The 24,923-nt window shown below is 70.4% G+C and carries 22 protein-coding genes; 8 read left to right on the top strand and 14 right to left on the bottom strand.

From position 1 onward, the window contains the following. The first annotated feature begins 22 nt into the window (after positions 1–22). Complete coding sequence (locus tag FHU35_RS00405; RefSeq protein ID WP_342788477.1) at positions 23–712, top strand: GNAT family N-acetyltransferase; 690 nt, start codon at positions 23–25, stop codon at positions 710–712. Between the two features lie 10 nt (positions 713–722). Here FHU35_RS00405 and FHU35_RS00400 read toward each other — a convergent pair whose 3' ends face one another. Next, positions 723–2,069, bottom strand: coding sequence for a DUF2252 domain-containing protein (locus tag FHU35_RS00400; RefSeq protein WP_145735576.1), 1,347 nt, complete (start codon positions 2,067–2,069; stop codon positions 723–725). Between the two features lie 261 nt (positions 2,070–2,330). On the opposite strand from FHU35_RS00400, the gene FHU35_RS00395 reads away from it, so the two are divergent. The 4 genes from FHU35_RS00395 to FHU35_RS00380 all read left to right on the top strand — a co-directional run bounded on the left by FHU35_RS00395 (position 2,331) and on the right by FHU35_RS00380 (position 7,446). Beyond that, the gene (locus FHU35_RS00395) at positions 2,331–3,512 is read left to right on the top strand and encodes a TetR/AcrR family transcriptional regulator (RefSeq protein ID WP_145735574.1); all 1,182 of its coding nucleotides are present in this window, start codon (positions 2,331–2,333) and stop codon (positions 3,510–3,512) included. A 206-nt stretch (positions 3,513–3,718) separates the two neighbouring features. Continuing rightward, positions 3,719–5,359 (top strand): acyl-CoA carboxylase subunit beta, encoded by a 1,641-nt coding sequence (locus FHU35_RS00390; RefSeq protein ID WP_145735572.1) that lies wholly within the window; start codon positions 3,719–3,721, stop codon positions 5,357–5,359. A gap of 13 nt (positions 5,360–5,372) precedes the next feature. Beyond that, a complete protein-coding gene (locus FHU35_RS00385; RefSeq protein ID WP_145735570.1) occupies positions 5,373–5,612 on the top strand; it encodes an acyl-CoA carboxylase subunit epsilon in 240 nt (79 codons plus the stop codon). A gap of 70 nt (positions 5,613–5,682) precedes the next feature. Then, a complete protein-coding gene (locus FHU35_RS00380) occupies positions 5,683–7,446 on the top strand; it encodes an acetyl/propionyl/methylcrotonyl-CoA carboxylase subunit alpha (protein WP_145737857.1) in 1,764 nt (587 codons plus the stop codon). Between the two features lie 93 nt (positions 7,447–7,539). On the opposite strand, the gene FHU35_RS00375 is transcribed toward FHU35_RS00380, so the two are convergent. From FHU35_RS00375 to FHU35_RS00355, 5 genes are all read right to left on the bottom strand, one after another. Next, complete coding sequence (locus FHU35_RS00375) at positions 7,540–8,343, bottom strand: class I SAM-dependent methyltransferase (protein ID WP_145735568.1); 804 nt, start codon at positions 8,341–8,343, stop codon at positions 7,540–7,542. Further along, positions 8,340–10,100, bottom strand: coding sequence for a choline/carnitine O-acyltransferase (locus FHU35_RS00370; protein ID WP_145735567.1), 1,761 nt, complete (start codon positions 10,098–10,100; stop codon positions 8,340–8,342). The genes FHU35_RS00375 and FHU35_RS00370 overlap by 4 nt, the downstream gene beginning before the upstream one ends. Positions 10,101–10,164: 64 nt before the next feature. Further along, positions 10,165–11,010, bottom strand: coding sequence for a HalD/BesD family halogenase (locus FHU35_RS00365; RefSeq protein WP_145735565.1), 846 nt, complete (start codon positions 11,008–11,010; stop codon positions 10,165–10,167). Continuing rightward, a complete protein-coding gene (locus tag FHU35_RS00360; RefSeq protein ID WP_145735563.1) occupies positions 11,010–12,860 on the bottom strand; it encodes a CocE/NonD family hydrolase in 1,851 nt (616 codons plus the stop codon). The genes FHU35_RS00365 and FHU35_RS00360 overlap by 1 nt, the downstream gene beginning before the upstream one ends. A gap of 50 nt (positions 12,861–12,910) precedes the next feature. After that, positions 12,911–13,552 carry a FadR/GntR family transcriptional regulator gene (locus FHU35_RS00355; protein ID WP_145735561.1) on the bottom strand — a complete coding sequence of 214 codons (642 nt, stop codon included), beginning with the start codon at positions 13,550–13,552 and terminating at the stop codon, positions 12,911–12,913. A 237-nt stretch (positions 13,553–13,789) separates the two neighbouring features. Between FHU35_RS00355 and FHU35_RS00350 the strand changes: the two genes are divergently transcribed. Both FHU35_RS00350 and FHU35_RS00345 read left to right on the top strand, forming a co-directional pair. After that, positions 13,790–14,806, top strand: coding sequence for an MBL fold metallo-hydrolase (locus tag FHU35_RS00350; RefSeq protein ID WP_145735559.1), 1,017 nt, complete (start codon positions 13,790–13,792; stop codon positions 14,804–14,806). A 178-nt stretch (positions 14,807–14,984) separates the two neighbouring features. Continuing rightward, on the top strand, positions 14,985–15,263 hold the full coding sequence (locus FHU35_RS00345) for a DUF3040 domain-containing protein (protein WP_145735557.1): 279 nt from the start codon (positions 14,985–14,987) through the stop codon (positions 15,261–15,263). A gap of 14 nt (positions 15,264–15,277) precedes the next feature. On the opposite strand, the gene FHU35_RS00340 is transcribed toward FHU35_RS00345, so the two are convergent. The 5 genes from FHU35_RS00340 to FHU35_RS00320 form a co-directional block, all read right to left on the bottom strand. After that, positions 15,278–15,475: a DUF2795 domain-containing protein gene (locus FHU35_RS00340; protein ID WP_246109980.1), complete on the bottom strand. Its 198-nt coding sequence runs from the start codon at positions 15,473–15,475 to the stop codon at positions 15,278–15,280. Between the two features lie 66 nt (positions 15,476–15,541). Next, the gene (locus FHU35_RS00335) at positions 15,542–17,362 is read right to left on the bottom strand and encodes a transketolase (protein ID WP_145735555.1); all 1,821 of its coding nucleotides are present in this window, start codon (positions 17,360–17,362) and stop codon (positions 15,542–15,544) included. Positions 17,363–17,465: 103 nt separating this feature from the next. Next, positions 17,466–18,011 (bottom strand): hypothetical protein, encoded by a 546-nt coding sequence (locus FHU35_RS00330; protein ID WP_145735553.1) that lies wholly within the window; start codon positions 18,009–18,011, stop codon positions 17,466–17,468. Between the two features lie 34 nt (positions 18,012–18,045). Continuing rightward, positions 18,046–18,555, bottom strand: coding sequence for an ATP-binding protein (locus FHU35_RS00325; protein ID WP_145735551.1), 510 nt, complete (start codon positions 18,553–18,555; stop codon positions 18,046–18,048). 382 nt (positions 18,556–18,937) lie between these two features. Then, on the bottom strand, positions 18,938–20,188 hold the full coding sequence (locus FHU35_RS00320; protein ID WP_145735549.1) for an aminotransferase family protein: 1,251 nt from the start codon (positions 20,186–20,188) through the stop codon (positions 18,938–18,940). 331 nt (positions 20,189–20,519) lie between these two features. Here FHU35_RS00320 and ssuE point away from each other — a divergent pair, with 331 nt between their 5' ends. Next, the gene (ssuE, locus tag FHU35_RS00315) at positions 20,520–21,080 is read left to right on the top strand and encodes an NADPH-dependent FMN reductase (RefSeq protein WP_145735547.1); all 561 of its coding nucleotides are present in this window, start codon (positions 20,520–20,522) and stop codon (positions 21,078–21,080) included. A 23-nt stretch (positions 21,081–21,103) separates the two neighbouring features. Here the strand turns inward: ssuE and FHU35_RS00310 are convergent, their stop codons facing one another. The 3 genes from FHU35_RS00310 to FHU35_RS00300 all read right to left on the bottom strand — a co-directional run bounded on the left by FHU35_RS00310 (position 21,104) and on the right by FHU35_RS00300 (position 24,876). Further along, entirely contained in the window at positions 21,104–21,676 is a 573-nt protein-coding gene (locus tag FHU35_RS00310) for a TetR/AcrR family transcriptional regulator (protein ID WP_145735544.1), read from the bottom strand. A 10-nt stretch (positions 21,677–21,686) separates the two neighbouring features. Further along, on the bottom strand, positions 21,687–23,048 hold the full coding sequence (locus FHU35_RS00305; protein WP_246109979.1) for an MFS transporter: 1,362 nt from the start codon (positions 23,046–23,048) through the stop codon (positions 21,687–21,689). A 397-nt stretch (positions 23,049–23,445) separates the two neighbouring features. Beyond that, positions 23,446–24,876 carry an amidase gene (locus tag FHU35_RS00300; RefSeq protein WP_186459196.1) on the bottom strand — a complete coding sequence of 477 codons (1,431 nt, stop codon included), beginning with the start codon at positions 24,874–24,876 and terminating at the stop codon, positions 23,446–23,448. Positions 24,877–24,923: the final 47 nt, after the last annotated feature.

The raw sequence follows: 24,923 nt of genomic DNA, 5'->3' as shown, positions 1-24,923 counted from the left end.
ACGACCGACGAGGGGGAGACGCGTGTCGAACGGCATGGGACAGCTGGACAACCCGGTGTGGCACTCGTTGAACGGCGCGCACGCGCGCTTCGCCGAACGATCCGGTGAAGCCGTGCGCTACGCGCCGTCCCTCTCGCCCTTCCTGGCGCTGCCCGCCGAACCCGACGCCGGGGCGTGGCGCGACGCGGCGAAGCTCGTCGGGCCGGGCGGGTTCATGGTCATCACCGGGCCCGTGCGCACGGCACCCCCCGCGTGGCACGCGTTCGAGGCGCTGCCCGGGGTCCAGATGGTCGACGACGGCGTGACCGGAGCGCCCGAGCCGGAAGCCGTCGCGCTGACCGCCGCCGACGTTCCCGAGATGCGCGAGCTGGTGAAGCGCACCCAACCGGGCCCCTTCGAGGACCGCACCGTCGAACTCGGCACCTACCTGGGGATCCGCAGCGGGGGAGAGCTCGTCGCGATGGCCGGCGAGCGGATGCGCCCGCAGGGCTGGACCGAGATCAGCGCCGTGTGCACCGACCCCGCCCACCGCGGAAGAGGACTGGCGTCCCGCCTGGTCCGGGCACTGGTCGCGAGCATCAGGGGCCGCGACGAGCAGCCGTTCCTGCACGCGGTGGCCACCAACACCGGAGCCATCGCCCTCTACGAGCGGATGGGCTTCCGGATTCACAACCGACCGATGTTCCAGGCCCTGCAGGCGCCCTCGGCCTGAGGGCTCGTCCTCAGTCCGCGGTCGCGGTGACGCCGCCGATCTCGCCGTTGCGGAACGCGTCGACGAACAGGCGGTGGTCGTCGCGGACGACCACCGCGTAGTCCAGGGCGAAGTCGACGAGCCAGTCGACGAACTCCTCCTCGCGATCACCGATGACGGCGAGGATCGCCTCCTCGACCTGGAAGTCGACCAGCTCGGTGTCCGACTGCGCGTCCGACACGCAGTGGATCTTCGCCATCGCCCGGCCGAGGTAGTCCAGCACCGGCAGGATGTCGCTCGGCTCGGTGAGGTCGTCCCAGTCCAGGTCCGACTCGTAGGGCGAGAGCTCGTCGACGAGGTAGCCGACACCGCCGATCTCGGTGTGGCCGAGCATGGGATCCGCGTGCGCCTGCAACGCGCGCTGCGACAGAGCGGTCCGGTGCCCGTGGTGCTCGAAGCGGCTGCGGATGCGCTCGTCGGTGACCACCCGCGACGGAGCCGCCACGTTGCCCTGCTTCATCGACAGCACCACGTCGTTCTCCAGCGCCTCGGTCGGGCCCTCGATGAGCACGTTGTAGGCGGGCAGTCCCGCGCTGCCGATGCCGAAACCGCTGGACCCCACGATGTCCTTGATCGTGTAGGCGACCTCCCGCATCCGGTTCTCCTGCGGGATCGTCTCCAGGTAGCGCTCGAAGGCCTGCTCGACGCGGCCGCGCTCGGCGTCGTCGAGCTGGCGGATGTTCGGGCCGCGCCGCATCCGCCGGTCGTACCCCTCGGCCTCGGTGAGCCTGCCGAGCAGTTCGGTGCGGCTGCGCAGCCGCGTCTGCTGCAGCAGGTCGTGGATCGTGCCGTCGGTGGTCGACAGCCGCAGCGAGTAGTCCGAGTCGCCCTCCTCGGTGGCGAAGGAGCGAACCTGGTCCAGGTAGGACGTCGCGGCGCGGCGCACGAACGACACGATGTCGGAGTCCGGCAGCGCCTTGCTCCACGCGAGCAGCGCCAGGCTGGCGGCGAACCGCTGCAGGTCCCAGGTGAAGTGCCCGAGGTAGGCCTCGTCGAAGTCGTTGACGTCGAAGACCAGCACGCCAGAGGCGTTCATGTACGTGCCGAAGTTCTGCGCGTGCAGGTCGCCCTGGATCCACACCCTGCTCGTGCGCTCGTCCGCCCACGGGTCGGGGAGGCGGTTGACGTCGGCGTAGAACAAGCACGCGCTGCCCCGGTAGAAGGCGAACGGGTCGGCCGCCATCTTGCGGAATTTGGTGCGGAAGGCCGCCGGATCGCGCTCCATGAGTTCGGAGAAGGCGTCGACGAGGATGTCGGCGATCCAACCGCGGCGGGCGTCGGTGTCGGTGGCACCGAGGCTTCGAGCGAGCTCGGACATGGGGTTCCGTCCACTGTGAACAGTAGTGACAACGTGGGGTTTCAGCCTATCCGAGGATTCCGCGGGTCTCGACGACGATCAGCTGTCCACGCAGGACGAAAGGGACATGGTCCGGCCCTCGGCGCTCGTGACGCTGACGAGAACCGGGGAATCGTGCGGTGGTGGTCCTGCGGTGCTCGGCCGGGAGGAGTGAGGTTGTTCGCGGTGGCGCGGGGAAATAGCCTCGGCCGGATACGGTGCGTGCAGTGAGTGGAGGTGGTGATGGCCGAGGTGGGAAGCCCGCCCGCGCGCAACACGCGGCCCCGGAACCGGCGAGCCCTGATCACCGCTGCGGCGGCCGAGCTGTTCTACCGCGACGGTTTCGACCAGGTCGGCATGAGCGACATCGCCGAGGCGGTCGGCGTCGGATCCTCCGCGCTGTACCGGCACTTCGCGGGCAAGCAGCAGCTGCTGACCCACGTCGTGCTCGACGAGCTGCACCCGTTCACCGAGATCACCGCCGACACCGGTGACGTCGAGCAGGTGGTGGCCCGGCTGGCGGCCGCCGCGCTCGATCACCGCCAGCTCGGCGTGCTCTGGCAGCGGGAGTCCCGCCGGCTGCCGGACGAACGCCGCGACGTGCTGCGCGCGGAACTGCGGGAGGTCGCACGCGGTCTGACCCGGCTCGCCCACGCCTTCCAGCCCGGCCTCGACGACGCCGACGCGCGGTTCCGCGCCTGGTGCATGTTCAGCGTGCTGACCAGCCCGTCCTACCACCAGGTGCAGCTGTCGCGGCGGGAGTTCGAGGGGCTGCTCGGCGAGATGGTCGTGATCATCGGCCACCGCCCGCCCCACGACCTCGCGCCGCGCCCGGAGGCCGGCCCCGACCAGCTCGAGCGCTTCGCCGGGCGGTCCTCGCGCCGCCGGTTGCTGCTGGCCGCGGCCACCCGGCTGTTCGCCGACGCCGGCTACAGCAAGGTCACCACCGAGGACGTCGGCGCCGCGGCCGGGATCGCCGGGCCGAGCCTGTACAACTACTTCGCCAGCAAGCAGGAGCTGCTCAGCGCGGTGATCACCCGCGGCAACGCCTGGCTGGAGGTGGAGCTGGAGCGGACCCTGGCCACCAAGACCGATCCGGCCGAGGCGCTGCGCGCGCTGCTGCGGTCCTACATCCGCTTCGCCTTCGACCACGGCGGGTTCATCGACATCCTGGTCAGCGAGGTCGGCCACCTGCCCGCTGTCGAACGCCACCGGGCGCGTCAGACCCAGCACTCCTACGTCGCCGAGTGGGTGGGGCTGCTGTGCGAGGCGCGTCCGGAGCTGGACCCGGTGCGCTCCCGGATCCTGGTCCAGGCGGCGCTGACCGCGGCCAACGACATGGCGCGCACCGGTCCGATCCGCGATGCCAGGACGGTGCTGCGACTGGGCTCGGCGCTGATGCTCGAAACGCCGGTCGAGGGGTGAGTGTGTGCGCTACCCGTCATTCACTTAGCGGCAAAATCACCAGGAGACCTCCGCTGGAACGGGCGGCAGCGGCTACTGGCGGGTCACTTGAGCGTTTGACTCGATCAACCCGCGGCAATTAATCTCCACCAGGACAGATCCGCCCGCCGAACCGCGCAGACCCGCGGATACTGGAACCGAGCAGGTAACGAGGACAGGTTGGTTGCATGAGCAGCGCGACGGAGCCGGTGGGTCAGCCGCCGGTTGACGTGCCGGACATCCACACGACCGCAGGCAAGCTTGCGGATCTGTACCGGCGGAACGACGAGGCGGTGCACGCCGGCTCGGCGCGCGCGGTGGCCAAGCAGCACGAGAAGGGCAAGAAGACCGCCCGCGAACGCATCGACATGCTGCTGGACGAGGGCTCGTTCGTCGAGCTCGACGAACACGCGCGGCACCGCTCCACGAACTTCGGCATGGAGGCCAACCGCCCGTACGGCGACGGCGTGGTGACCGGTTACGGCACCGTCGACGGCCGCAAGGTGTGCGTGTTCTCCCAGGACTTCACCGTTTTCGGCGGTTCGCTGGGCGAGGTCTTCGGCGAGAAGATCGTGAAGGTCATGGACCTGGCGCTCAAGACCGGGTGCCCGCTGATCGGCATCAACGACTCCGGCGGCGCGCGCATCCAGGAGGGCGTGGCGGCGCTGGGCCTCTACGCCGAGATCTTCAAGCGCAACACCCACGCTTCGGGCGTCATCCCGCAGATCTCGCTGATCATGGGGCCGTGCGCGGGTGGTGCGGTGTACTCGCCGGCCATCACCGACTTCACGGTGATGGTCGACAAGACCTCGCACATGTTCATCACCGGCCCGGACGTCATCAAGACCGTCACCGGCGAGGACGTGACCTTCGAGGAGCTGGGCGGCGCGCACACGCACAACTCCCGCTCCGGCAACGCGCACTACCTCGCCTCCGACGAGGACGACGCCGTCGGCTACGTCAAGGAACTGCTGTCGTTCCTGCCGAGCAACAACCTCTCCGAGGCGCCGGTCTTCGAGGGTGCCGACACCGGTGCCGGGTCGATCGCGGACGCGATCACCGACGAGGACCGCGAGCTGGACACGCTGGTGCCCGACTCGCCCAACCAGCCCTACGACATGCACCGGGTGATCGCCGCGGTCGTCGACGACGAGGAGTTCCTGGAGGTCTCCTCGCTGTTCGCGCCCAACATCGTCACCGGCTACGGGCGCGTCGAGGGTCAGCCGGTGGGCATCGTGGCCAACCAGCCCACCCAGTTCGCCGGAACGCTGGACATCGGCGCGAGCGAGAAGGCCGCGCGCTTCGTGCGGACCTGCGACGCCTTCAACATCCCGGTGCTGACCTTCGTCGACGTGCCCGGTTTCCTCCCCGGAACCGACCAGGAGTGGAACGGCATCATCCGGCGCGGCGCGAAGCTGCTCTACGCCTACGCCGAGGCCACCGTCCCGCTGGTCACGGTCATCACGCGCAAGGCCTATGGCGGCGCGTACGACGTGATGGGCTCCAAGCACCTCGGCGCCGACATCAACCTGGCCTGGCCGACCGCGCAGATCGCGGTCATGGGTGCTCAGGGCGCGGCCAACATCCTCTACCGGCGGCAGCTCGGCGACGCCGCCGCAGCCGGTGAGGACGTCGAGGCCCTGCGCGCGCGGTTGCAGCAGGAGTACGAGGACACCCTGTGCAACCCCTACACCGCCGCCGAGCGCGGGTACGTGGACTCGGTCATCCCGCCGTCGCACACCCGCGGCTACGTGGCCCGCTCGCTGCGCATGCTGCGCGACAAGCGTGCGAGCCTGCCCGCCAAGAAGCACGGCAACATCCCGCTGTGATGGGAGTTCTCCGATGAGCGAAGAGACACCGCAGCGACCGGTGCTGCGCATCGTGCGCGGCGAGCCCGACGACGTCGAGATCGCCGCGCTGACCGCCGCGCTGGCCGGTGCTTCGGCCGCACGCGCTCCCGAGGAGGAGTCGACACCGCTGTCGCTGTGGGGCGACCCGGTGTCGGCGGTGCGCCACCCGGCGGGTCGCCGCCCGCTCCGCCCGGGTCCGCACGCGTGGCGTGCCTCGGGCATGCCGGGCTGAAGTCCGTTGCCAGACTTGATGTTTTCCGCCTGCTCCGGCGTCGCGCCGGGAAAATGAGGAGTTGACCACTGTGGACGTGACGCCGATCAGCAAGGTCCTGATCGCCAACCGCGGTGAGATCGCGGTGCGGGTCATCCGCGCCTGCCAGGACGAGGCCATCGCCTCCGTCGCGGTCTACGCCGAGCCCGACGCCGATGCCGCGCACGTGCGGCTGGCCGACGAGGCCTTCGCGCTGGGCGGTTCCACGCCCGGTGAGTCGTACCTGAACATCGACAAGATCATCGACGTCGCCAAGCGCGCCGAGGCCGACGCCGTGCACCCGGGTTACGGCTTCCTGTCGGAGAACGCCGACTTCGCCCAGGCGGTGCTCGACGCCGGACTGATCTGGATCGGCCCGTCGCCGCAGGCGATCCGGGACCTCGGGGACAAGGTCACCGCCCGGCACATCGCCACCCGCGCGGGGGCGCCGCTGGTGCCCGGCACCAAGGACCCGGTCCCGGGCGCCGACGAGGTCGTCGCCTTCGCCCAGGAGCACGGCCTGCCGGTGGCCATCAAGGCCGCGTTCGGCGGCGGCGGTCGCGGCCTGAAGGTCGCCCGCACCATCGAGGAGATCCCGGAGCTGTTCGCCTCCGCCGTCCGCGAGGCGGAGTCGGCCTTCGGCCGGGGTGAGTGCTTCGTCGAGCGGTACCTGGACCGCCCGCGCCATGTCGAGGCCCAGGTGGTCGCCGACCAGCACGGCAACGTCGTCGTCGTGGGCACCCGCGACTGCTCGCTGCAGCGCCGCCACCAGAAGCTCGTCGAAGAGGCACCGGCGCCCTTCCTCAGCGACGACCAGCACAGCCGGATCCACGAGGCCGCGCGTTCGATCTGCGCGGAGGCCGGTTACTACGGCGCGGGCACCGTGGAGTTCCTGGTGGGCCAGGACGGCACGATCTCGTTCCTGGAGGTCAACACCCGGCTGCAGGTTGAGCACCCGGTCTCCGAGGAGACCACCGGCATCGACCTCGTTCGCGAGCAGTTCCGCATCGCCTCCGGCGAGAAGCTCCACCTCGGTTCCGATCCGGAACCGCGCGGCCACTCCATCGAGTTCCGCATCAACGGCGAGGACGCCGGCCGCAACTTCCTGCCCGCACCCGGCACGGTGACGAAGTTCGTCGCCCCGCAGGGCCCGGGCGTGCGCGTCGACGCGGGTGTGGAGAGCGGCAGCGTCATCGGCGGGCAGTTCGACTCGCTGCTGGCCAAGGTCATCGTCACCGGCGCCGACCGGGGTCAGGCGCTGCAGCGCGCCCGCCGCGTGCTCGACGAGATGCAGGTGGAGGGCATGGCCACGGTCCTGCCGTTCCACCGCGCGATCGTGCGCGATCCGGCTTTCGTCGGCAGCGACGGCTTCACCGTGCACACGCGGTGGATCGAGACCGAGTTCGACAACACCATCGAGCCCTACACCGGTGGTGCCGACGTGGCCGAGGAGACCGAGGAGCGGCAGACGGTCATCGTCGAGGTCGGCGGTCGCCGCCTGGAGGTCTCGCTGCCGGCCGCGTTCGCCGCGACCTCGGCGGCTCCGGCGGCCAAGGCCAAGCCGCGCAAGCGCGCCGGTGGCAAGGCCGGGGGCGCCGCGTCCGGTGACGCCGTCGCCGCGCCGATGCAGGGCACGATCGTGAAGGTCGCGGTCGAGGACGGGCAGGAGGTCGCCGAAGGTGACCAGATCGCCGTCCTGGAGGCGATGAAGATGGAGAACCCCGTCACCGCGCACAAGGCGGGCACGGTCACCGGGCTCGACGCGAAGCCCGGCGACTCCGTCACCCAGGGCACGACCCTCTGCGAGATCAAGTAGTCCTGACGCACGCTGCCGGCCCCGAGGCATCGCCCCGGGGCCGGTGACGTGTTCTGCCTGTTCGAATGTCGCGCGAGATTCGAATCGTGGTGGTCAGGCGAGGAGCGGTGGTGCTTCGGCGCCCTTCGGGCGGGTGAGGTAGCAGTGGGCGTGGTACCACCCCGCTGATTCCTTGCCCTCGGGATCGTGGCCCTGGAGCCGCACGTCGTGGACCGCGGCCCGCTGCTCCTCGGCGTCGGCGAACCGGCGCTGCGGGAAGGTTCCGGGCAGGCGTTCGGTGACCAGGCCGTGCGCCGCCAGCAGGTCGCTGATCTCCGAGTAGTCGAAGACCCTGAGCACGAAGATCGCCAACCACAGATCGCCCGGCCGGTTGATCGCCTGGAGCAACCGCTCGAACGTCGCGAGGCCGACGTACCCGACACCTCCGGTGGAGATGATGAGGTCGGTGTCGGCGACCCCCTTGGTGAGCTCCGCTGTGGGATCGGTGCTCTCGAGGTCCTCGGCCCAGCCGTCGGTGAGCAGTCCGGAGCGGCGGCCGTAGTCGATCGCCGGTTCGGAGACGTCCAGTCCGACGATCTCGAGCCCGCCGCCGTACCGCTCGCGGTCCCGAGCGGCCAGCTCCGCCGGGGACAGACTCGCGACGCCCGGCTCCGCGTAGCGGGTGAGGACGTCGGCGGGATCCGACGTGGACTTCAGCAGGGCCGAGTTGATGCCGTAGGAGCAGCAGACGTCCAGCACGCGCCCGGGGCGCGCCGCCCCGATCACCTCGCGGAAGATCGGGGTGGCGCGCTGCGGGATCTGGTACTCGAAGCGCTCCAGCGTCGAGACGTACGCCCGCGGGTCAGGTTGGACGTAGATGTCGCTGAAGTCGGCCTTGTGCTCGCCGGTCAGGCTCATGACTCGGCGCCGAGGAGTTCGGTGAGCTCCTCGATCGCTACCGCGAGCTGGTCGGCGAACCCGGTCATCTGCTCGCCGACGGTCAGCGGCGTGCTCAGGTGCACGTTGAAGCTCTGCGGCAGCAGCAGGTAGGCGACGCCGATGCAGTGCTCGCTGGTGGCGCCGAAGCCGAAGTACTGGATGTTCACCGACGGCGCGGCGCTGGTGCTCAGGTAGTCGTCGCGCATCTTCAGCCACCCGGGCGAGGTGTAGAGCGCAGGAGCGAACTCCTGGCCCCGGCGGGCCGCGATCAGCTGCAGCTCCCACAGGTGCTGCTCGGGCGCGTCGCCCGCCTGGCACTCCTTGGCGCGCGTGACGTGCGCGTCGGCCGCACGCCGGAACGCCTCGGTGCGGGTGGTGCGGTCCGCGCCCGGGTCCTCCATCGCGGCGACGAAGTCGAGGATCTCCGGGGTGACCACGCGCATCGCCTCGGTGCGCCCGTGGTGGAACGTCCGCGTCGCGATGGACTCGTAGGTCGCTCCGGTGAAGCCCTTCGACCGGCGGTGCGCCAGCTGGAAGGCCATCTGCACGAACGCGTCCGGGGACACCCCGAGCGACTTGGCGCGCTCCGAGCCGAAGTCGAGGCTCACGGTGCGGGTCGCGGTCGCGTCGGAGTAGGCCTGGTAGTCCTTGGCCGCCGACTCGATCTCACCCGAGAGCTCCGGCGAGAGGCGGAATTCCAGCGCTGACGGCTTCGGTGCTCCCTGCGAGGCGGCTCCCGAGGCCTGCGAGTGCGACTCGGCGGTCCCGGTCAGCAGCGCGTCGACGTACTCGACGATGGTCGTCCCGTCGAGCAGGCAGTGCTCGCCGTTGACACCGGCCGCCCCGTCGGGGAACACGATCAGCGTGATCCCCTTGTCGAACCAGCGGTCGGTCGGGTCTCCGGCCAGCAGCTGCTTGCACTTGCCGCCGGTGTCGGACGGGAGCTCGTGCTCCAGGGCCAGGCAGAACAGCGCCGTCTCGATCACGTCGACCGAACCGGTGTTGTCCAGCAGCAGGGCCTCCCTGTTCGCCGCCCAGGTGACGCGGTCGTTGCTGGTCAGAGCGCCGACTCCGGGGCCGCGGTCGGTGGTGGCGGTGATCTCGCGCAGCGCCTCGGAGAGCTCGTCGAGGGTGTGCGGGACGCCGTCCTGGCCGATCACGTCGAGCCGGAACGCGTTGCCCCGGAAGAACACCACGATGTGCCGGGCCTGGCTCGGACCGGGCTGCCCGGGGGTGTGGGGAGCCCGCACGCCGTCGCGCTCGGCGCGCGGGATGCGGGTGGTGGAGAACAGGTACCGGTGCTGCTGCATGGACAGCGGCTGGCCGCGGCGCGTAGTGGGCGGAACGGTCTCGGCGTCCAGCGCCAGCTTGTGGTCCACCGACGCGGCGATGAGCCGCACGGCGCGACTGATCTGGTCGTCATCGGTGTCGTTGAACAGGAAGAAGAAGTTCGCGTTGAGCGCGATCCGGTCCCTGCGGCCCAGGTAGCGGTCCCGCCAGAACTCGTCCAGCCAGCTGTGCACGTCGTCCTGGCCGGTGTAGGCCGTGAGCGAAGCGTGCAGCTCCTTGGCGGTCTCGGAGTCGAGGAACTCGGAGACGGCCTGCCTGGTGGTGGACAGCTCCTCGTCGGTCAGCAGCGGCGCGCACCACTGCAGGAACCGGGATCCGCTGTCTTCGAGCGTGGGCAGCGGGATGCGGGGGAGCGCGTCCTCGTTGCCGAAAGTGCTGGTGCGCAAAGCAACCTCGTTCGTCTTTAGGATCTGCTTCTCAAGGGCGGTGTCAGCCGCTGGTGGACATTCCTCAGTCGAGCAGGTCGTCGGTCCGGGCGGTGTTGCCGTGAGCCGCGGTGACCCGGCCGAACAGCTGCCGGGTGCGTTCCGCGGTTCCCACCACCCCTGGGCGATCACTGTAGGCGAAGATCGCCGAGTGCCTGGCCACTTCCCCCTCGACGGCGCTCACCCGGTGCAGCGAGTAGCGGCCGTGGAACAGCTGCAGATCACCGGGCCGGAGCGGGAGTTTCCGCACCTGATCGCCGCCGTTGCCGTCGATCACCGCGCCGACGTCGGCGAAGTTCTCCGACTCCGCCGAGCGGATGTGCGGCCAGTACTCGAAGACCCCGCCGCCCTCCGGTTGCTGGGTGACCATGCTGACCGCGAACTCGTTGGTGTCGAAGTGCCAGGGGTGCTCCTTGCCCGGGTTGACGATGTTGACCACGAGGCCGGCGAGCGGGTCCTCCAGCGGGTGGATCCGGGGTTTGCGCAGGCAGTCGGCGAGGAAGCGCTGGAACAGCTCGTCGGTGTAGAGCCGGTGGATGAGGTGCTCCGCCGGGATGTCCTCGCGCGCCACGAACGCGTTGCCGCGCAACGTCGTTCGCTTGCCCGGGTGTCCGTCGGGCAGAGACGCGTCCGGGGCGGTGTTGTAGACGTTGACGGTCTGCTCTTCGTAGTAGGCGCGGTCGGCGATGCCCGCGCACTCGGCTCTCAGCGCCTCGCGGTGCTCGGCGGCCACGAAGTCGCGCAGCACGCTGCAGCCGGTGTCGCGCAGGTCCGCGCGCACCGACTCCACGGCCCGGACCCACTCGGGGCCTCCGGGGTCGTTGAGCGGATAGCGGTCGGTGTCGACGATGTCGGTCACCGCAGCGGTCATCAGATTCCTTCCGAGGCCGGGACGATGGGCAGCGTGATCTCCGAAGGGTTCTCCGGGGACGTGTGGAGGGTGACCGGCGACAGAGCCGCAGGCAGGTCGCGCACCGTGGGCAGCAGGTGGGGGACGTCGAAGGCCTGGACCGCGATCCGGAGCCGGTGGCCAGGGGGGATCACCGCGCCGGTCGGGAACACCTCGACGTCGACCGGTTCGGCGACACCGGGCCGCATGGTGCTCTGCGCTTCCCGGGTGAACGGGTGGAACGGCTGGATCAGCTTCCCGTCGAGGTAGCGCGAGCGGGACTCGTCCAGCGCCCGGTGCGAGAGCACCTGCCAACCGCCGGTGAGCCGGTCGACCGACCCGTCGGGGGGCACCGAGGACACCGACACCGACAGCATCCCGTTCCCGGTGGGCGTCGAGGCGTTGAGGTGGGCGTTGATCGGTCCGCGCATCCGGACCGCCTCGGCCATCGGAGCGGTCTCGAAGACCGTCCCGGACAGGTCGTTCCACCTGTTGTCGCCGCAGAGCTGCGCGATGCCGACGGCGTTGGGCAGACCGGCGGTCCACTGGTTGGTCGAACGCGTGCACAGCCCGGAGACCGGAACCGGGGGCACGGTGCTCTGACCGGGGCGGGGCGCGGAATCCACCAGCTCGCCCGGCCGTCCCGGCAGCGAGGTGCCGGAGAGCTGGAAGCTGCGCGCCCGCTGCTCGCCGATCCACTGGTCGGCGGAGAACCACTGCCCGGACCCGATCTCGTGGTAGGTCAGCGGCGGGACGTCAGTGTCCAGCGCAGGATCGGCCTGCCCGCGCACGTAGTGGTCGAACCAGCGCAGTTGGAGCTCCTGCAGCGTGCCGTGGCCTGCTTCGGCGAGGTGGTCACCGGCGCCCTGCACGTGGTCCCACGGTCCGTAGATCATCTTGACCGGCACGCCGCGCTTGCGGAGCGCGTCGAACACCATCGGGGTCCCGCGCTGGAACAGGTCGTACTCACCGCCGACGAGGAAGGTCGGCACGTCGATGCGGTCGAGCACGCTCGCGGGGGAGCGCTCGGCGTAGAAGGGGCCGTCGAAGGCCGCGTTGAGCCCGAGCGTGGCCTCCAGCAGGGTCGGTGCGGTGAAGCTCGTGGCGCCCTGAACGCGGTCGAGGTAGGTCTGCAGCGCGCTGTCCGGCTCCCGGGCGCCGTAGGCGGGCGGGACCAACCCGGCCCCGGTGACCAGCCCCATCCACAGCGGGATGAACCCGACGTCGAGGGCACCACCCGAGGCGACCACGTCGCGGTAGGTGTCCATCGCCGGGACCTGCGGGAAGATCGCCTTGAGCCCCGGTGGCCGGTGTCCCGCCGCGAACAGCTGGTTGATGCCCATGTAGGAGGCGCCGTGCATGCCGACCGACCCGTTGCTCCACGGGCGTTCGGGTGAGGCCGCCCAGTTGACGATCTCGCCGGAGTCGGCGTTCTCGCGCGCGCTGAACGCCTGCCAGTCACCGCCGGAGGAACCGGTGCCGCGCGCGTCGACGGAGACGTGGGCGTAGCCGCGCTTGGCGAAGTAGTCCGGATCGCCGCCGAGGGCGCTCGCCCCCGGACCGCTCATGAGCGCCTTGTTGTAGGCGATGATGGTCAGCAGCACGGGAAATCGGCCGGGCACCGGCCGTCCCTCGGCATCGGCGGGCAGACGCACGTCCGCGCGCAGCACGGTCCCGTCGGACATCCGCACCGGGACGTCGGTCTGGACCACCGCTCGCGGGTGGTCTTCGGCGCGCGCGGTCCACGCGGGCGCGGGGGCGGCGTCGGCCGCGGTCAGGCCGGCGAGGCCGGTCAGCAGTGCGAGGATCAGGGCCAGCAATGAGCGACGCATCCAGACCTCCCGGGATTCCCGGGGAGATCAACGATCAGCCGTTGCCGGGGTTACGCGGATCGCGCGGATTCGTCGTGAGAACGCAGGTGAGCGGCCATGAACCGGCGTGCCGCGGCGGGATCGCGAGCCTCGATGGCGGCCAGCAGCCGCTCGTGCCGCGAGAGCGCGTCGCGGTCGCTCTCCGCGGGCAGCTCGGCGAGGAGCTGGGTGAACGGTTCGAACAGCAGCGGGACGAAGACGTTGCCGGTGGCGCGCACGATCGCTTGGTGGAAGGCGACGTGGGCCTCGGGACCGCCCGTTTCGCGCATGGTCCGCAGGTGCTCGCGCAGCCGCTCCAGGTCGGCGTCGGTGCGGTGGAGAGCGGCGAGCTCGGCGATCCCGCCCTCCAGCACCCGGCGCGCCACGTGCGCGCCGTCGGCGACCTCCGGGTCGGCGCCGGGGGAGGTCGCGGCGCGGATCATCGAGTGCAACGAGGTCCACTCGGCCGGCGGGTTGACGTAGGTGCCGCGACCTCGCTCGATGCGCACGACGTTCTGCGCCCGCAGCGTCGTGACGGCCTCGCGAACGGTCAACCTGCTCAGCGAGAACAGCTCCGCGAGCTCGGGTTCGGACGGCAGCGCGCCGCCGGCCGGGTAGGTGCCGTCGATGATCGACCCGAGGATCTGTTCGGCGAGCTCGTCCGGCAACGACACGCGGTCTCCGCCCGTTCGTGATCTGGAAGGCCGCGAGAACCAAGAGCTCTCGCGCCCACCCGGTCAACCCGGATCCCCGAGGCGGGGCGTTCCGGCCGGAATCGACCGTCGTGGTCCACAGTGGACGACTGGCCTACCGGATCCGGGGAGTCTACTGCACCTGGGTGAGCGCCAACACACACCAACCGGTTGGTATGTGTGGTAGAGCTGGTGGACCGGGTTTCTGGAGGTGTCGTCATGGGCGAGTCGCGGTACGAGTGGATGGAGCCGGGGGCCTTCGAAGTGGCGCCGGGCGTGCACCGGATCCCGCTGCCGCTGCCCAACGACGGGCTGCGCGCGGTCAACGTCTACGCCATCACCGACGGCAACTCGCTGACCCTGGTCGACGGCGGCTGGGCGCTGGAGGAATCCCGCGAGCAGCTGACCTCCGCGCTCGCGCAGATCGGTGCGGGACCGGGCGACATCACCCGGTTCCTGGTCACGCACGCTCACCGGGACCACTACACCCAGGCCCTGACCTTGCGCCGCGAGCACGGCTCCGAGGTGCTGCTCGGGGAGGAGGAGCGGCACACCCTCGAACGCCTGATGTCGCCCGACCACCGGTCGATGGACCGACAGCTGGAGATGCTGGCCGAGCACGGCGCCAAACCGGTCCGGGACGAGCTGCTCAGCGTGCGCAGCAGCGGATCGCGCCATCACGTCTGGGAGATGCCGGACACCTGGATCAACGCCGCCACCGACCTCGGGCTCACCGAGCGGCAGTTGCGCGCGCTGCCCACGCCGGGCCACACCCGAGGGCACCTGGTGTTCTTGGAGGAACAAGCCGGGCTGATGTTCGCCGGGGACCACGTGCTGCCGCACATCACCCCGTCGATCGGGTTCGAGCAGGCACCCACCGCCAGCCCGCTGCGGGACTACCTCGCTTCGCTGCGGCTGGTGCGCGGGATGCCCGACATGCGGCTGCTCCCGGCGCACGGCCCGGTCACCGACAGCGTCCACGACCGCGTCGACGAGCTGCTGGCGCACCACGACGCGCGTCTGGTGGCCACCGCCGCGGTCGTCACGGCAGGAGCGAGCACCGCTTACGAGGCCGCGCGGGCGCTGACCTGGACCCGCCGCGAACGCGCCTTCGACGACCTCGACGTCTTCAACCAGATGATGGCGGTGCTGGAAACCGCCGCGCACCTGGACGTCCTGGTGCTCCAGGACGAGCTGGGCTCGCAGCGGACCGAAGGCGTCTTGCACTACTCGTAGTCGGTGGACACGCTCGGTGATCACCGGGACGTCGTTCGGCACGCCGAAAATCACCCGACTGCAGCGTAGGGACGACGGGTGATCACGTGCGAGCCTGGATGGGCTCCACGGGCCGCCTGCGGCAACAGGGGAGCGAGTACCTCGTTGGGGTCAAAGGGGACGTCACTAGGAGCTCGTCATGTTGAGCAAGCACGAGCGGGACAGGCTCGCCGAGATCGAATCGGCGCTGGAAGCCGCAGAGCCTGAACTGGCGGAGAAGTTCGAGCGGTTCGAGGGCGACCGCGGCTGGAGCCTGCTGCGCCAGGTGCTGGTGTTCACCGCTGTCGCTCTGACGGCGGTGGTGTCGTTGCTGTCCCTGCTGAGCGGGCTGGTGTGGACCGCTTCCGCGCTCGCCATGATCACCGCGGCAGGCCTGATCGCCGCGTGCTTCGGCCAACGCCAGCACCGGGAGACCTGAAGTCCGGTGTGGACTCACTCGTGCATCGGGTGGGGAAGGGCCTGCAGCACCGTGTCGGCCTCGACGTAGGTGCCCTCGGGCAGCTCGTCGAGTCGATCCATCTGCTCCGGCCCGGCTCCGAGCTCCTCGCACTGCTGCACGATCTCCCGCCTGGTCGCCGGGAATTGCACGTGGCTGAGCACCCGCAGCATGTCCGCGCGATCGGCCAGCACGACAACACCTCCTGCCCTGCGCGCTCGCTCACCTACGCCATACCCCGTCGGCTCTCCCGGGAACCCTCATCGCACGAGTTCGCGCGCCTTGTCGGCGATGGCGGTGGCGTCGATGCGCGCCTGACCCAGCAGCTCCGCGGGTGTGCCGGAACCGGGCATCTCGTGCACGGCGAGCGCGCGCACCTGCGTCGGCTGATCGGCCAGCGCGCTGAGCACCGCCTCGCCGAGACCGCCCTCGGGCCAGTGGTCCTCGGCGGTGACCAGGCCCCCGGTCTCGGTCGCGGCCCTGCGCAGCGCCTCGGTGTCGACGGGCTTGATCGAGTACAGGTCGATCACCCGCGCGCCGATCCCCTCCGCCTCCAGGACGTCGGCGGCCTTGAGCGCTTCGTGCAGGGTGACCCCGGCGCCGACCAGCGTCACGTCCGCTCCGTCCCGGACCACCTTGGAACCGCCGACCGGGAACTGCTCGTCCGGCGGGTAGATCACCGGCATCGCCCCGCGGCTCGTGCGCAGGTAGCTGATCCCGGGGAGGTCGGCCATCGCCGCGACCAGCTGCACGGTCTGGTTGGCGTCGCACGGGTAGAGCACCGTGCTGCCGTGCACCGCGCGGAACGCGGCCAGGTCTTCCAAGGCCATCTGGGAGGGACCGTCCTCGCCGATGGCCACGCCGGCGTGCGAGCCCATGAGCCTCAGGTCGGCCCTGCTGACCGCGGCCATGCGGACGAAGTCGTAGGCGCGGGAGAGGAACGCGGCGAAGGTCGAGGCGAACGCGCACCAGCCGCGCACCTGCATGCCCACCGCGGCGGCCACCATCTGCTGCTCCGCGATGTACATCTCGAAGTAGCGATCCGGGTGGCTGTCGCGGAACAGCTCGCTGAACGTCGAGTTCGACACCTCGCCGTCCATCGCCACCACGTCTCCGCGCCGGTCGCCCAGGGCCGCCAGCGCCTGTCCGTAGGCCTTGCGGGTGGCCAGCTCGGTGCCCTCCTCGAAGGCGGGAAGACCGCTGGAGCCGGTGTCGAACACGTGCGGGGAGAGGCCCTCCTCGGGCTTGGCGGGTTTGACCCGCAGGTCGCGCAGGCCGCCGAGCTCGGCGATGGCCTCCTCGGCGTGGCTCAGCGGCTTGCCGTGGAAACCGGGTTTGTCGGCGACCTCGGAGACTCCCTTGCCCTTCTGGGTGGCGGCGAGGATCGCGACCGGGCGCCCGTCGCCGTCCTCCGCCGCGGTCAGCGCGGCTTCGATCTCGTCGAGGTCGTGGCCGTCGATCTCGATGGTGCGCCAGCCCGCGGCCTGCGCACGAGCGGCGTAGGAGCCCAGATCCCAGCCGTGCATGGTCGGTCCGGTCTGGCCGAGGCGGTTGACGTCGATCAGCGCGACGAGGTTGTCCAGCTGCTCGTGGCCCGCGTGCTCCAGGGCCTCCCAGACCGAGCCCTCGGCCATCTCGCTGTCACCGCAGAGCACCCACACCCGGTAGGGAAGGCGATCGAGCCGCTTGGCCGCGAGCGCCAGGCCGACCCCGATGGGCAAGCCCTGCCCGAGCGAACCGGTCGCCACGTCGACCCACGGCAGAACGGGGGTCGGGTGGCCTTCGAGCCTGCTGTCGAACTTGCGGAACGTCAGCAGCTCGTCGTCCTCGATGGCGCCGACCGCCTTGAAGACGGCGTACTGGAGCGGCGACGCGTGACCCTTGGAGAAGATCAGGTGATCGTTGGCGGGATCGTCCGGACGGTCGAAATCCAGCCGCAGGTGCCCGTCGAGCAGCACGGCCAGCAGATCGGCCGCGGACATCGACGAGGTGGGGTGCCCGGATCCGGCGGCGGTGCTGGACCGCACCGAGTCCACCCGCAGCTGCTGTGCCAGTTCGGAGCGGAACATTGCCTGGTCCATGTCCCGGAAGGTGCCCGGGGTGCGGCCTGGCGAAACAAGGTGCAGGTCATCCAGGCGAGGTGACCCGCGGGAGCAGGAAGGAGTGCGCGCTCACGCGCCGTGCTCACACGTCACGAGGATGGATGCCAACAACCGTCATCAGGTAGTCCTCAGCGCGCCGGACGAGGTCCGACCGACGATCCCACCATCCGCGGAAGATCCACATGTCGCACTGGCCGTGCAGCGTCCCCTTCGTCAGGTCGAGATCGGGCCGAGCGAAGAAGACGTCGTAATAGGGGGCGAAGAACTCGTCGGGGAACTGGAACTGCTCCGCCAGCGCGTACAAGGGCGTTCCGGCCTGCTCGGCCTTCACGACGTGGTTGACGTCCGCGCCCCCGTCGAACAACCGCTCCAGCAGCGGCGCTTCCGCCGGGGGATCATGCCGCTTCTGCGCCAGCAGCACGTGAGCCGCCGTCCGGCCTTCCTCCGTCAGGGCCGAGGCATCGGCGCCGTCATCCAGCACGCGGTTCGCCAGCGCGACCCGAGCCGCCGGGTCCTTGTTCGCCAGCACGCAGTGCAGGAGGGACCGGCCCGAGCTGTCGGTCCACCCGGTCGCCATCGACGGTTCGTACAGCGCCAGGAAGTCGTCGACCGATCCCGAGCGCGCCACCCACCTCATGTTGGACGGCACCGCTGCTCCGGTGTCAGTCCAAGCCGCCGTTGCTCAGTCCGGAGAGCAGGCGCTTGATGACCTCGGGGTCGACCTCGGCGGTCTCCTCGGTGGTCTGCGGTGCCATCGCGTTCTTCTTGCGGGAGCGGCGGGGGAGCGGGACCGAGTCGGCCTTGACGCCGCTGGGCAGCGGCATCTCGCACCACACCAGGGTGCCGCCGGTGCGCAGCGCGTTCGCACCGCAGCGGCCTTCGGCGAAGCCGGGCGCGAGCTGCGGGGGAACGGTGGCCTGCTCGTCCTGGACCTCGGCGACGAGGCTCTCACCGCTCAGGCGCAGGCGGACGGTGATGAAACCGGGGTTCTTCTGGTCGGCCGCGTCCACGGCAGCGGTCACCAGGGCACCGGTGAGCTGCGTGGCGATGTCGGTCATCTCGCGCAGACTCCACTCGGCCAGGGAGAACCGCACGAACATCTCGGTGCAGTTCACCGCGCTCGGGAGCGCGATCAGTCGAAGGTCGTCGACTTGTGCGGTCTGAGTGTTCACCTGGTTGAGTTCCTCCGTCCGCCCCCACTGCGCTTTCGATCACCCGGAAGCCGTATTTTGCCAACTCTACTGGGTGCCTGGTGCGCAGGGGCCCCTTTTGCTCACGGCCTTGCAATCCGCTGATCAGCCCTGGTTTCGGCGGGCTGAAGCGAACATCGCCAACGTCACCCACAGCCTTCTCCATCTGCGATGACGCTCGATCTGGTGAAAAACGTACGTGACGAAAGCTGGTCGGGACCACCTCCGGACGTATCGGTTCCACAACGGGGATGTTCCAGGCCGGTGGCCCCTGTAATAGCCGAGGGGGTGAACGACGATCGCGTGCCGGGCGCGTCGGAGCGGTCACGGCGTGTCGTGACCGCTCCGACGTTTCCCGCAGCGGTCAGGCCACGGAGTCGAGGCCCTCGGCGAACGCCTTGCCGATGAGCCCGATCTCCTCCTCGGTGATGATCAGCGGCGGCGAGACCGCCAGCGCCTTGCCGAGCGGGCGGACGATCACGCCGAGCTCGCGAATCTTCTTCTGCAGCGTGGGCAATGCGCCCGCGGCGAGTGCGTCCGCGGTGAGCTCCACTGCGCCGAGCAGGCCGACGCCGCCGCGCACCTCGGCGACCGACGGGTGGTCGGCGAGACTCGAAAGCGCCTCGTGCAGCGGCCGCTCCAGCTCGTCGGCGCGGCTGAGGAGGTTCTCGCGCTCCAGGATGTCGAGGTTGGCCATCGCCGCGGCGGCCACCGTCGGGTGCCCGGAGTAGGTCGCGCCGTGACGGAACACCCGTCCGGGCTCGTCCCAGAACGGCTCGGCCACGTGCTCGGCGACCACCACACCGCCCAGCGGCAGGTAACCGCTCGTGACGCCCTTGGCGAAGGTGATCATGTCGGGCTGCAGTCCCCAGCGCTCGACGCCGAACCAGGTGCCCACGCGGCCGAACCCGCAGATCACCGAGTCGGCGACGAACAGGATGCCGTGCTCGGAGCAGATCTTGGCCACTGCTTCCAGGTAGCCCGGTTCCGGCGGGTGGAGGCCGCCGGCGCCGATCACGGGCTCGGCGAAGAACGCCGCGATCTTCTCGGCGCCGATGCGGTCGATGGCCTCCCGCAGGCTCTCGGCGTCGTCGTGGGCCACGCGCCCCGTCTCCGGCACGAGCTGGCCGAACCCGGCCTGGTTGGCCTCGATGCCGCCGATGCTGGTGCCCATGCCGTTGGTGCCGTGGTAGGCGTTGCCGCGGCTGAGGATGTGGGTGCGCTGCGGCTGCCCGCGCTGCGCCCAGTACTGCCGGGCGAGCTTCGCGGCCGTGTCGATGGACTCACCGCCACCGGTGGTGAGGAAGATCTTCGCGCGGGGCATCGGGGCGAGTTCCGACAACCTCGTGGCCAGCTCCTCGGCAGGCCGGTTGGTGTAGTCGTTGAAGACGAAGTAGGACTCCAGCTCGCGCATCTGCGCCGCGGCGGCCTCGACGATCTCGGTGCGGCCGTGCCCGGCGTTGGCGTACCAGAGGCTGGCCGTGCCGTCGAGGTAGCGGCGTCCGGAGTCGTCGTAGATCCAGACCCCCTCGGCCTTGGTGACGCAGAAGCTGCTGCTCTTGACCTCGAACATGTCCGCGAACGGGTGCCACAGCGCGGTCTGGCGAGATGACATGGGGAAATCCTCCTTCGTAGTTCGCCCGACAGCTTCGTCGCCCGGACACCCCGATGGCCAGAGGTGCGGCCGGGGAGTTCGCCGACGCCATCTCTGGCCATCGGGCTGTCCGCCACGTGAGATCCGGCGTCCGTTCGTTGACACCCCACCGCGGGGCCAAGACGATGGTCGGCGTGACCTCTCCGAGACTCAGCAGGCGGATGCACGTCGACCTCCAGCGCGTGACGACGCAGGCCTGTCGCCTTTGACGAAACCACACGTCGAAGGGGAGACGCCGTCATCGGCCGAACCCGGTATCGGTCCGCTCGCGGACCAGGATCAGGGAGCAGTCGTGTCCACCGTTTTGGTCATTTCCGGTAGTCCGTCGCGCACGTCGAAGACGGAGAAGATCGGCGAGCACATCGCCCAGCGACTTGCGGCAGACGGGCGCACCACCGAGCACCTCCGGGTGCGGACCCTGCCGGCCGAGGCGCTGCTGAGCGCGGACGTCAGCGATCCGGCCATCGCCTCCGCGGTCGCTCAGGTGGAGGCCGCCGACGGGATCGTGCTGGCCACGCCCACCTACAAGGCCGCCTACTCGGGCCTGCTCAAGTCGTTCCTCGACCTGCTGCCGCAGTTCGGCTTCGCCGGCAAGGCCGTGCTGCCGCTGGCCACCGGCGGCAGCGTCGCGCACGTGCTGGCCATCGATTACGCGTTGCGCCCGGTCGTGCACTCGCTCGGCGCCCGTCACGCCGTGCAGAGCTTCTTCCTGCTCGACAAGCACCTGTCGCTGGTCGACGAGGTGCTCAGCGTGCACGACGAGAGCGCGGGACCGCTCGCCGACGTCATCGAGCAGTTCGCCAAGGCCCTCGATGGAATCCCGCACACCACGGTCCTCGGCCGCTCGGCCTGACCTCGTTCACGCGCGCGGTCGGCTCAGAGCGGGTCGTCGAGCCAGCGCTGGATGAGGGGGGCGGTGAGAGCGACCAGCTCCTCGGTGGGTTCGGCGCTGATCGCCTTGGTGCGCAGCACCAGCCGGGCGGCTCCCAGGCCCATCAGGTGGCTGCAGACGAGTTCCGCGCGCAGCCGCGCGCGCGGGCCGGTGAGCCGCTCGGCGAGGCGGGTGACCAGCTGGGACTCGAAGTTGTCCCGGAACCGCCCGCCCGCCGGCCGGGACGAGGTGAACACCGCGCGCACGAGCGGGTCGCCCTGGGTGCGCTCGTGGTAGTCCAGCAGGGTGCGCACCAGGTGCTCGCCCAGCCTCGGCAGCTCGCAGTCCAGCAGCTTCTCGGCGTCGTGCTCGAATCCCGAGGCCTGCGCGAAGAGGTCTTCCTTGCTGCCGAAGTACTTGACCACCAGCGCTGCGCTGACATCGGCGTCCGCCGCGATGTCCCGCAGCGTCACATCCGCGTAACCGCACGAGGAGAACCGGCGCCGCGCGGCTCTCAAGATGGTTTCCCGCGTGGCGCACGCGTGGCGGCGCTGCTCCTCGATCGACCCCGTGGGCATGCACCTCAGGCTAGCGCGAGCCCCCCACCGCAACGGCCACCCTCGCGGTAACAGCCTCGTACCGAGGCGGTCCCGGCGTCGCCGCGGCGATCACCGCCGCCAGCAGCCCCGCTCCGCCGGCGACCACGAACACCCACGAGTAGGCGTTGATCGACGGGTAGGTGCCACCGGCCACGTGCACCAGCGAACCCGTGGTCAGCGCGACCACGATCGCGCTGCACGCGGAGGTTCCGATGGACCGGGCCAGGCTGTTGAGGGCGTTGGCGGCGGCGGTCTCGGTGGTGGGGACCGACCGCATGATCAGCGCCGGGAGCGCGCCGTAGGCCAGCGCACCGCCGATCGAACCGACGGTCAGGTTCATCACCACCACCGGCAGCGGGTCGTGCATCAGCGAGCCGCCCAGGTTTCCCAGCGCCAGGACGCAGGCGCCGAGGATGAGCGTGGTGCGCGGTCCGTACCGCCGCGAGATCCGGGCGGAAACGGGGGAGAACAGGCCCATCGCCGCGCCGATCGGCAGCAGGACCAGGCCCGCGATCACCAGCGACATGTCGTAGCCGTAGCCGGTTTCGGAGGGCGCCTGCAGCAGCTGCGAGCCGACCAGGAACCCGGTGAACATCGCGATGCCCACCAGCACGGAGGCGATGTTGGTCAGCAGCACCGTCGGCCGGGCCGAGACCCGCAGGTCCACCAGCGGGGCGCCGGCTCGCAGCTCGTAGGTGCCCCACAGCAGCAGCACCGCGACAGCCGCCGCCAGCAGCCCGAGCACGAGCACGCTCGACCAGCCCCACTCGTTGCCCTTGGAGATCGCCAGCAGCAGGCAGGTCAGCGCGACCGACAGCCCCACCGCGCCGAGGAAGTCGAACTTGCCGCCGGTGCGCGACGAGGACTCGGGCACGACCCGCAGGATGAGGGCGATCTCGAGGAGGGCGAAGACCATCGCACCGGCGAACAGCCAGTGCCAGTTGAGCTCCTGGGCGACGACTCCGGTGATCGGCAGGCCCACTGCGCCGCCGATGCCGAGCGTCGCGCTCATCAGCGCCACCCCGGAACCCACCTTCTCCTCGGGCAGCTCGTCGCGCATGATGCTGATCCCCAGCGGCACCACGCCGACCGCCGCGCCCTGCAGCACGCGACCCACGAGCACGGCCGCGAAGTCGTCGCTGACCGCGCCGACCGCGCTGCCCAGCGCCATCGTGGCCAGGGATAACAGCAGCATCCGGCGCTTGCCGAACATGTCGCCCAGGCGTCCGGTCACCGGGGCGCACACCGCACCGGCCACGAGCGGTGCGGTGACCAGCCAGCCCGCGTTGGCCGCGGTGGTGTTGAGCAGGTGGGGGAATTCGGGCAGGAGCGGAACGACCAGGGTCTGCATCAGGGATACCGCGATCCCGCACGAGGCGAGCACGAAGATGACCGATCTCGAACTGCGTGTTGCCGACGTTGCGGACCCGGCGGGGTTCATCAGACTCCTCACTCATCACGTGAACTCGTGTTCACCCCCGTGAGTAAACCTGTGTTCACCACGGGAATCAAGACGGCGATCGTCCGATTCCACATGCCAGTCGCGAAAATTCACGAAACAGCAGTCCACTGTGGATCGTGAGCGCGAAGCCCCGCTGCGCTGCCCGGTGCGCAACGCAGCAGCACGAACCGCGGTTTCCAGGCCCGTCCGGTTGCTGCGAGACGGCATCGAGCGGTGCGACGGTCGCCGGCGTCCCGGCGGGCGAGACGGGGTGGAAGCGAACGCGGCTCCGCCTCGTCGAAGGTCTCTAGGGGGCGGCGCTGAACTCCAGGCCGGGGAGCGTCCGGCCGTGCTGGGTGGCCTGCTCGAAGGCGTGGGCGATCTCGAGCAGGCGCCGCTCGCCGCGGTGCGGTGCCACGAGCTGGAGGCCGACCGGACGCCCGTCCGGTGTGAAGCCCGCGGGGACGGAGATCGCCGGGCACCCGGTCGCCGAGATCCAGTAGGCCGAGCGCATCCAGTCGAGGTAGGAGGTCATCGCGACGCCGCCGATCTCGGTGGGGAACTCGAGCTCGATGTCGAACGGCGGAACTTGGCTGACCGGGAGCGCGAGCACGTCGTGCTGGGTGAAGAACTCGCGGATCCGGTGGTAGAGGTCGGTGTGCAGCCGTTCCGCCCGGCCCACGGCGGCACCGGTGAGGGCCCGTCCGGCGTCGATGTTGTCGCGGAGGCTCGGTTTGATCTGGTCCGGGTGGGCGTCGCGGAGCTCGCCGAGGGCCAGCTCGAACTGCCAGGCGCGCAACGTGCGGAAGACCTCGTCCGCGCCCGTCAGGTCGGGCGCGGCCTCCTTGACCCGGCCGCCGATGCCGGCGAGCACCCGCGCGGCCGGTTCCAGCACCGCGCGCACCTGCGGGTCCACGACCAGGTCCCCGCCGAGGTCCAGCGAGAACGCGACCCGCAGTCCGGACAGGTCCGCTTCCAGCGATCCCCGGAACACCGATCCGGGTTCGGTGATCGAGATCGGGCTCCGGTCGTCGGGGCCGGCGATCGCCGAGAGCATCAGCGCCACGTCGGCGACCGTGCGCGCCATCGGGCCCTGGACCGACAGCGTCGACCACGCCGCGGCGTCCGGCCACGTGGGCACCCGGCCCGGCGCCGGGCGGAGACCGACGACGTTGCAGAACGAGGCCGGGTTGCGCAGTGAACCGCCCATGTCGCTGCCATCGGCCAGCGGCTGCATCCGGCAGGCCAGCGCCGCCGCCGCGCCGCCGCTGCTGCCGCCCGCCGAGCGATTCGGGGCGTAGGGGTTGGCGGTGGTGCCGAACACCGGGTTGAAGGTGTGCGACCCCGCCGCGAACTCAGGGACGTTCGTCTTGCCCATCACGATCGTGCCGGCAGCCTTGAGCCGTTCGACCACGAGCTCGTCGCGCGCGGGCACGTTGTCGGCCAGCAGCGGGGAGCCCCGGGTCGTGCGGATGCCCGCGGTGTCGTGGGTGTCCTTGTGCGCGATCGGAAGCCCGTGCAAGGGGCCGACCGGTTCGCCCGAGGCCCACCGCTCGTCGGCGGCCGCGGCCGCGTCGAGCGCCCGTTCCGGGTCCAGCGACACCAGTGCGTTGACCTGGGGGTTCAACCGGTCGATCCGCTCCAGGTGAGCCCGCATCACCTCGCGGGCCGAGACCTCACCGGCGCGGATCAGCCCGGCGAGGTCGGTGGCGGTGTGGTGGCACAGCGACTGGGACACGTCCAGGACTCCTCACGCGGAAACGGTCACCCGCAAGCTAGCGCCCC

Source organism: Saccharopolyspora dendranthemae (assembly GCF_007829955.1).
Classification (GTDB): Bacteria; Actinomycetota; Actinomycetes; order Mycobacteriales; family Pseudonocardiaceae; genus Saccharopolyspora; species Saccharopolyspora dendranthemae.
Note: the sequence above shows the minus strand (reverse complement) of the source record. Positions and strands in the feature narration are given on the sequence as shown.

Bases quoted from the DNA above. Each gene is read 5' to 3' on its own strand.
- FHU35_RS00400 (WP_145735576.1), bottom strand. From the start codon at position 2,069: ATGTCCGAGCTCGCTCGAAGCCTCGGTGCCACCGACACCGACGCCCGC.
- FHU35_RS00395 (WP_145735574.1), top strand. From the start codon at position 2,331: ATGGCCGAGGTGGGAAGCCCGCCCGCGCGCAACACGCGGCCCCGGAAC.
- FHU35_RS00390 (WP_145735572.1), top strand. From the start codon at position 3,719: ATGAGCAGCGCGACGGAGCCGGTGGGTCAGCCGCCGGTTGACGTGCCG.
- FHU35_RS00385 (WP_145735570.1), top strand. From the start codon at position 5,373: ATGAGCGAAGAGACACCGCAGCGACCGGTGCTGCGCATCGTGCGCGGC.
- FHU35_RS00375 (WP_145735568.1), bottom strand. From the start codon at position 8,343: ATGAGCCTGACCGGCGAGCACAAGGCCGACTTCAGCGACATCTACGTC.
- FHU35_RS00365 (WP_145735565.1), bottom strand. From the start codon at position 11,010: ATGACCGCTGCGGTGACCGACATCGTCGACACCGACCGCTATCCGCTC.
- FHU35_RS00360 (WP_145735563.1), bottom strand. From the start codon at position 12,860: ATGCGTCGCTCATTGCTGGCCCTGATCCTCGCACTGCTGACCGGCCTC.
- FHU35_RS00350 (WP_145735559.1), top strand. From the start codon at position 13,790: ATGGGCGAGTCGCGGTACGAGTGGATGGAGCCGGGGGCCTTCGAAGTG.
- FHU35_RS00345 (WP_145735557.1), top strand. From the start codon at position 14,985: ATGTTGAGCAAGCACGAGCGGGACAGGCTCGCCGAGATCGAATCGGCG.
- FHU35_RS00335 (WP_145735555.1), bottom strand. From the start codon at position 17,362: ATGGACCAGGCAATGTTCCGCTCCGAACTGGCACAGCAGCTGCGGGTG.
- FHU35_RS00320 (WP_145735549.1), bottom strand. From the start codon at position 20,188: ATGTCATCTCGCCAGACCGCGCTGTGGCACCCGTTCGCGGACATGTTC.
- FHU35_RS00310 (WP_145735544.1), bottom strand. From the start codon at position 21,676: ATGCCCACGGGGTCGATCGAGGAGCAGCGCCGCCACGCGTGCGCCACG.
- FHU35_RS00305 (WP_246109979.1), bottom strand. From the start codon at position 23,048: ATGCAGACCCTGGTCGTTCCGCTCCTGCCCGAATTCCCCCACCTGCTC.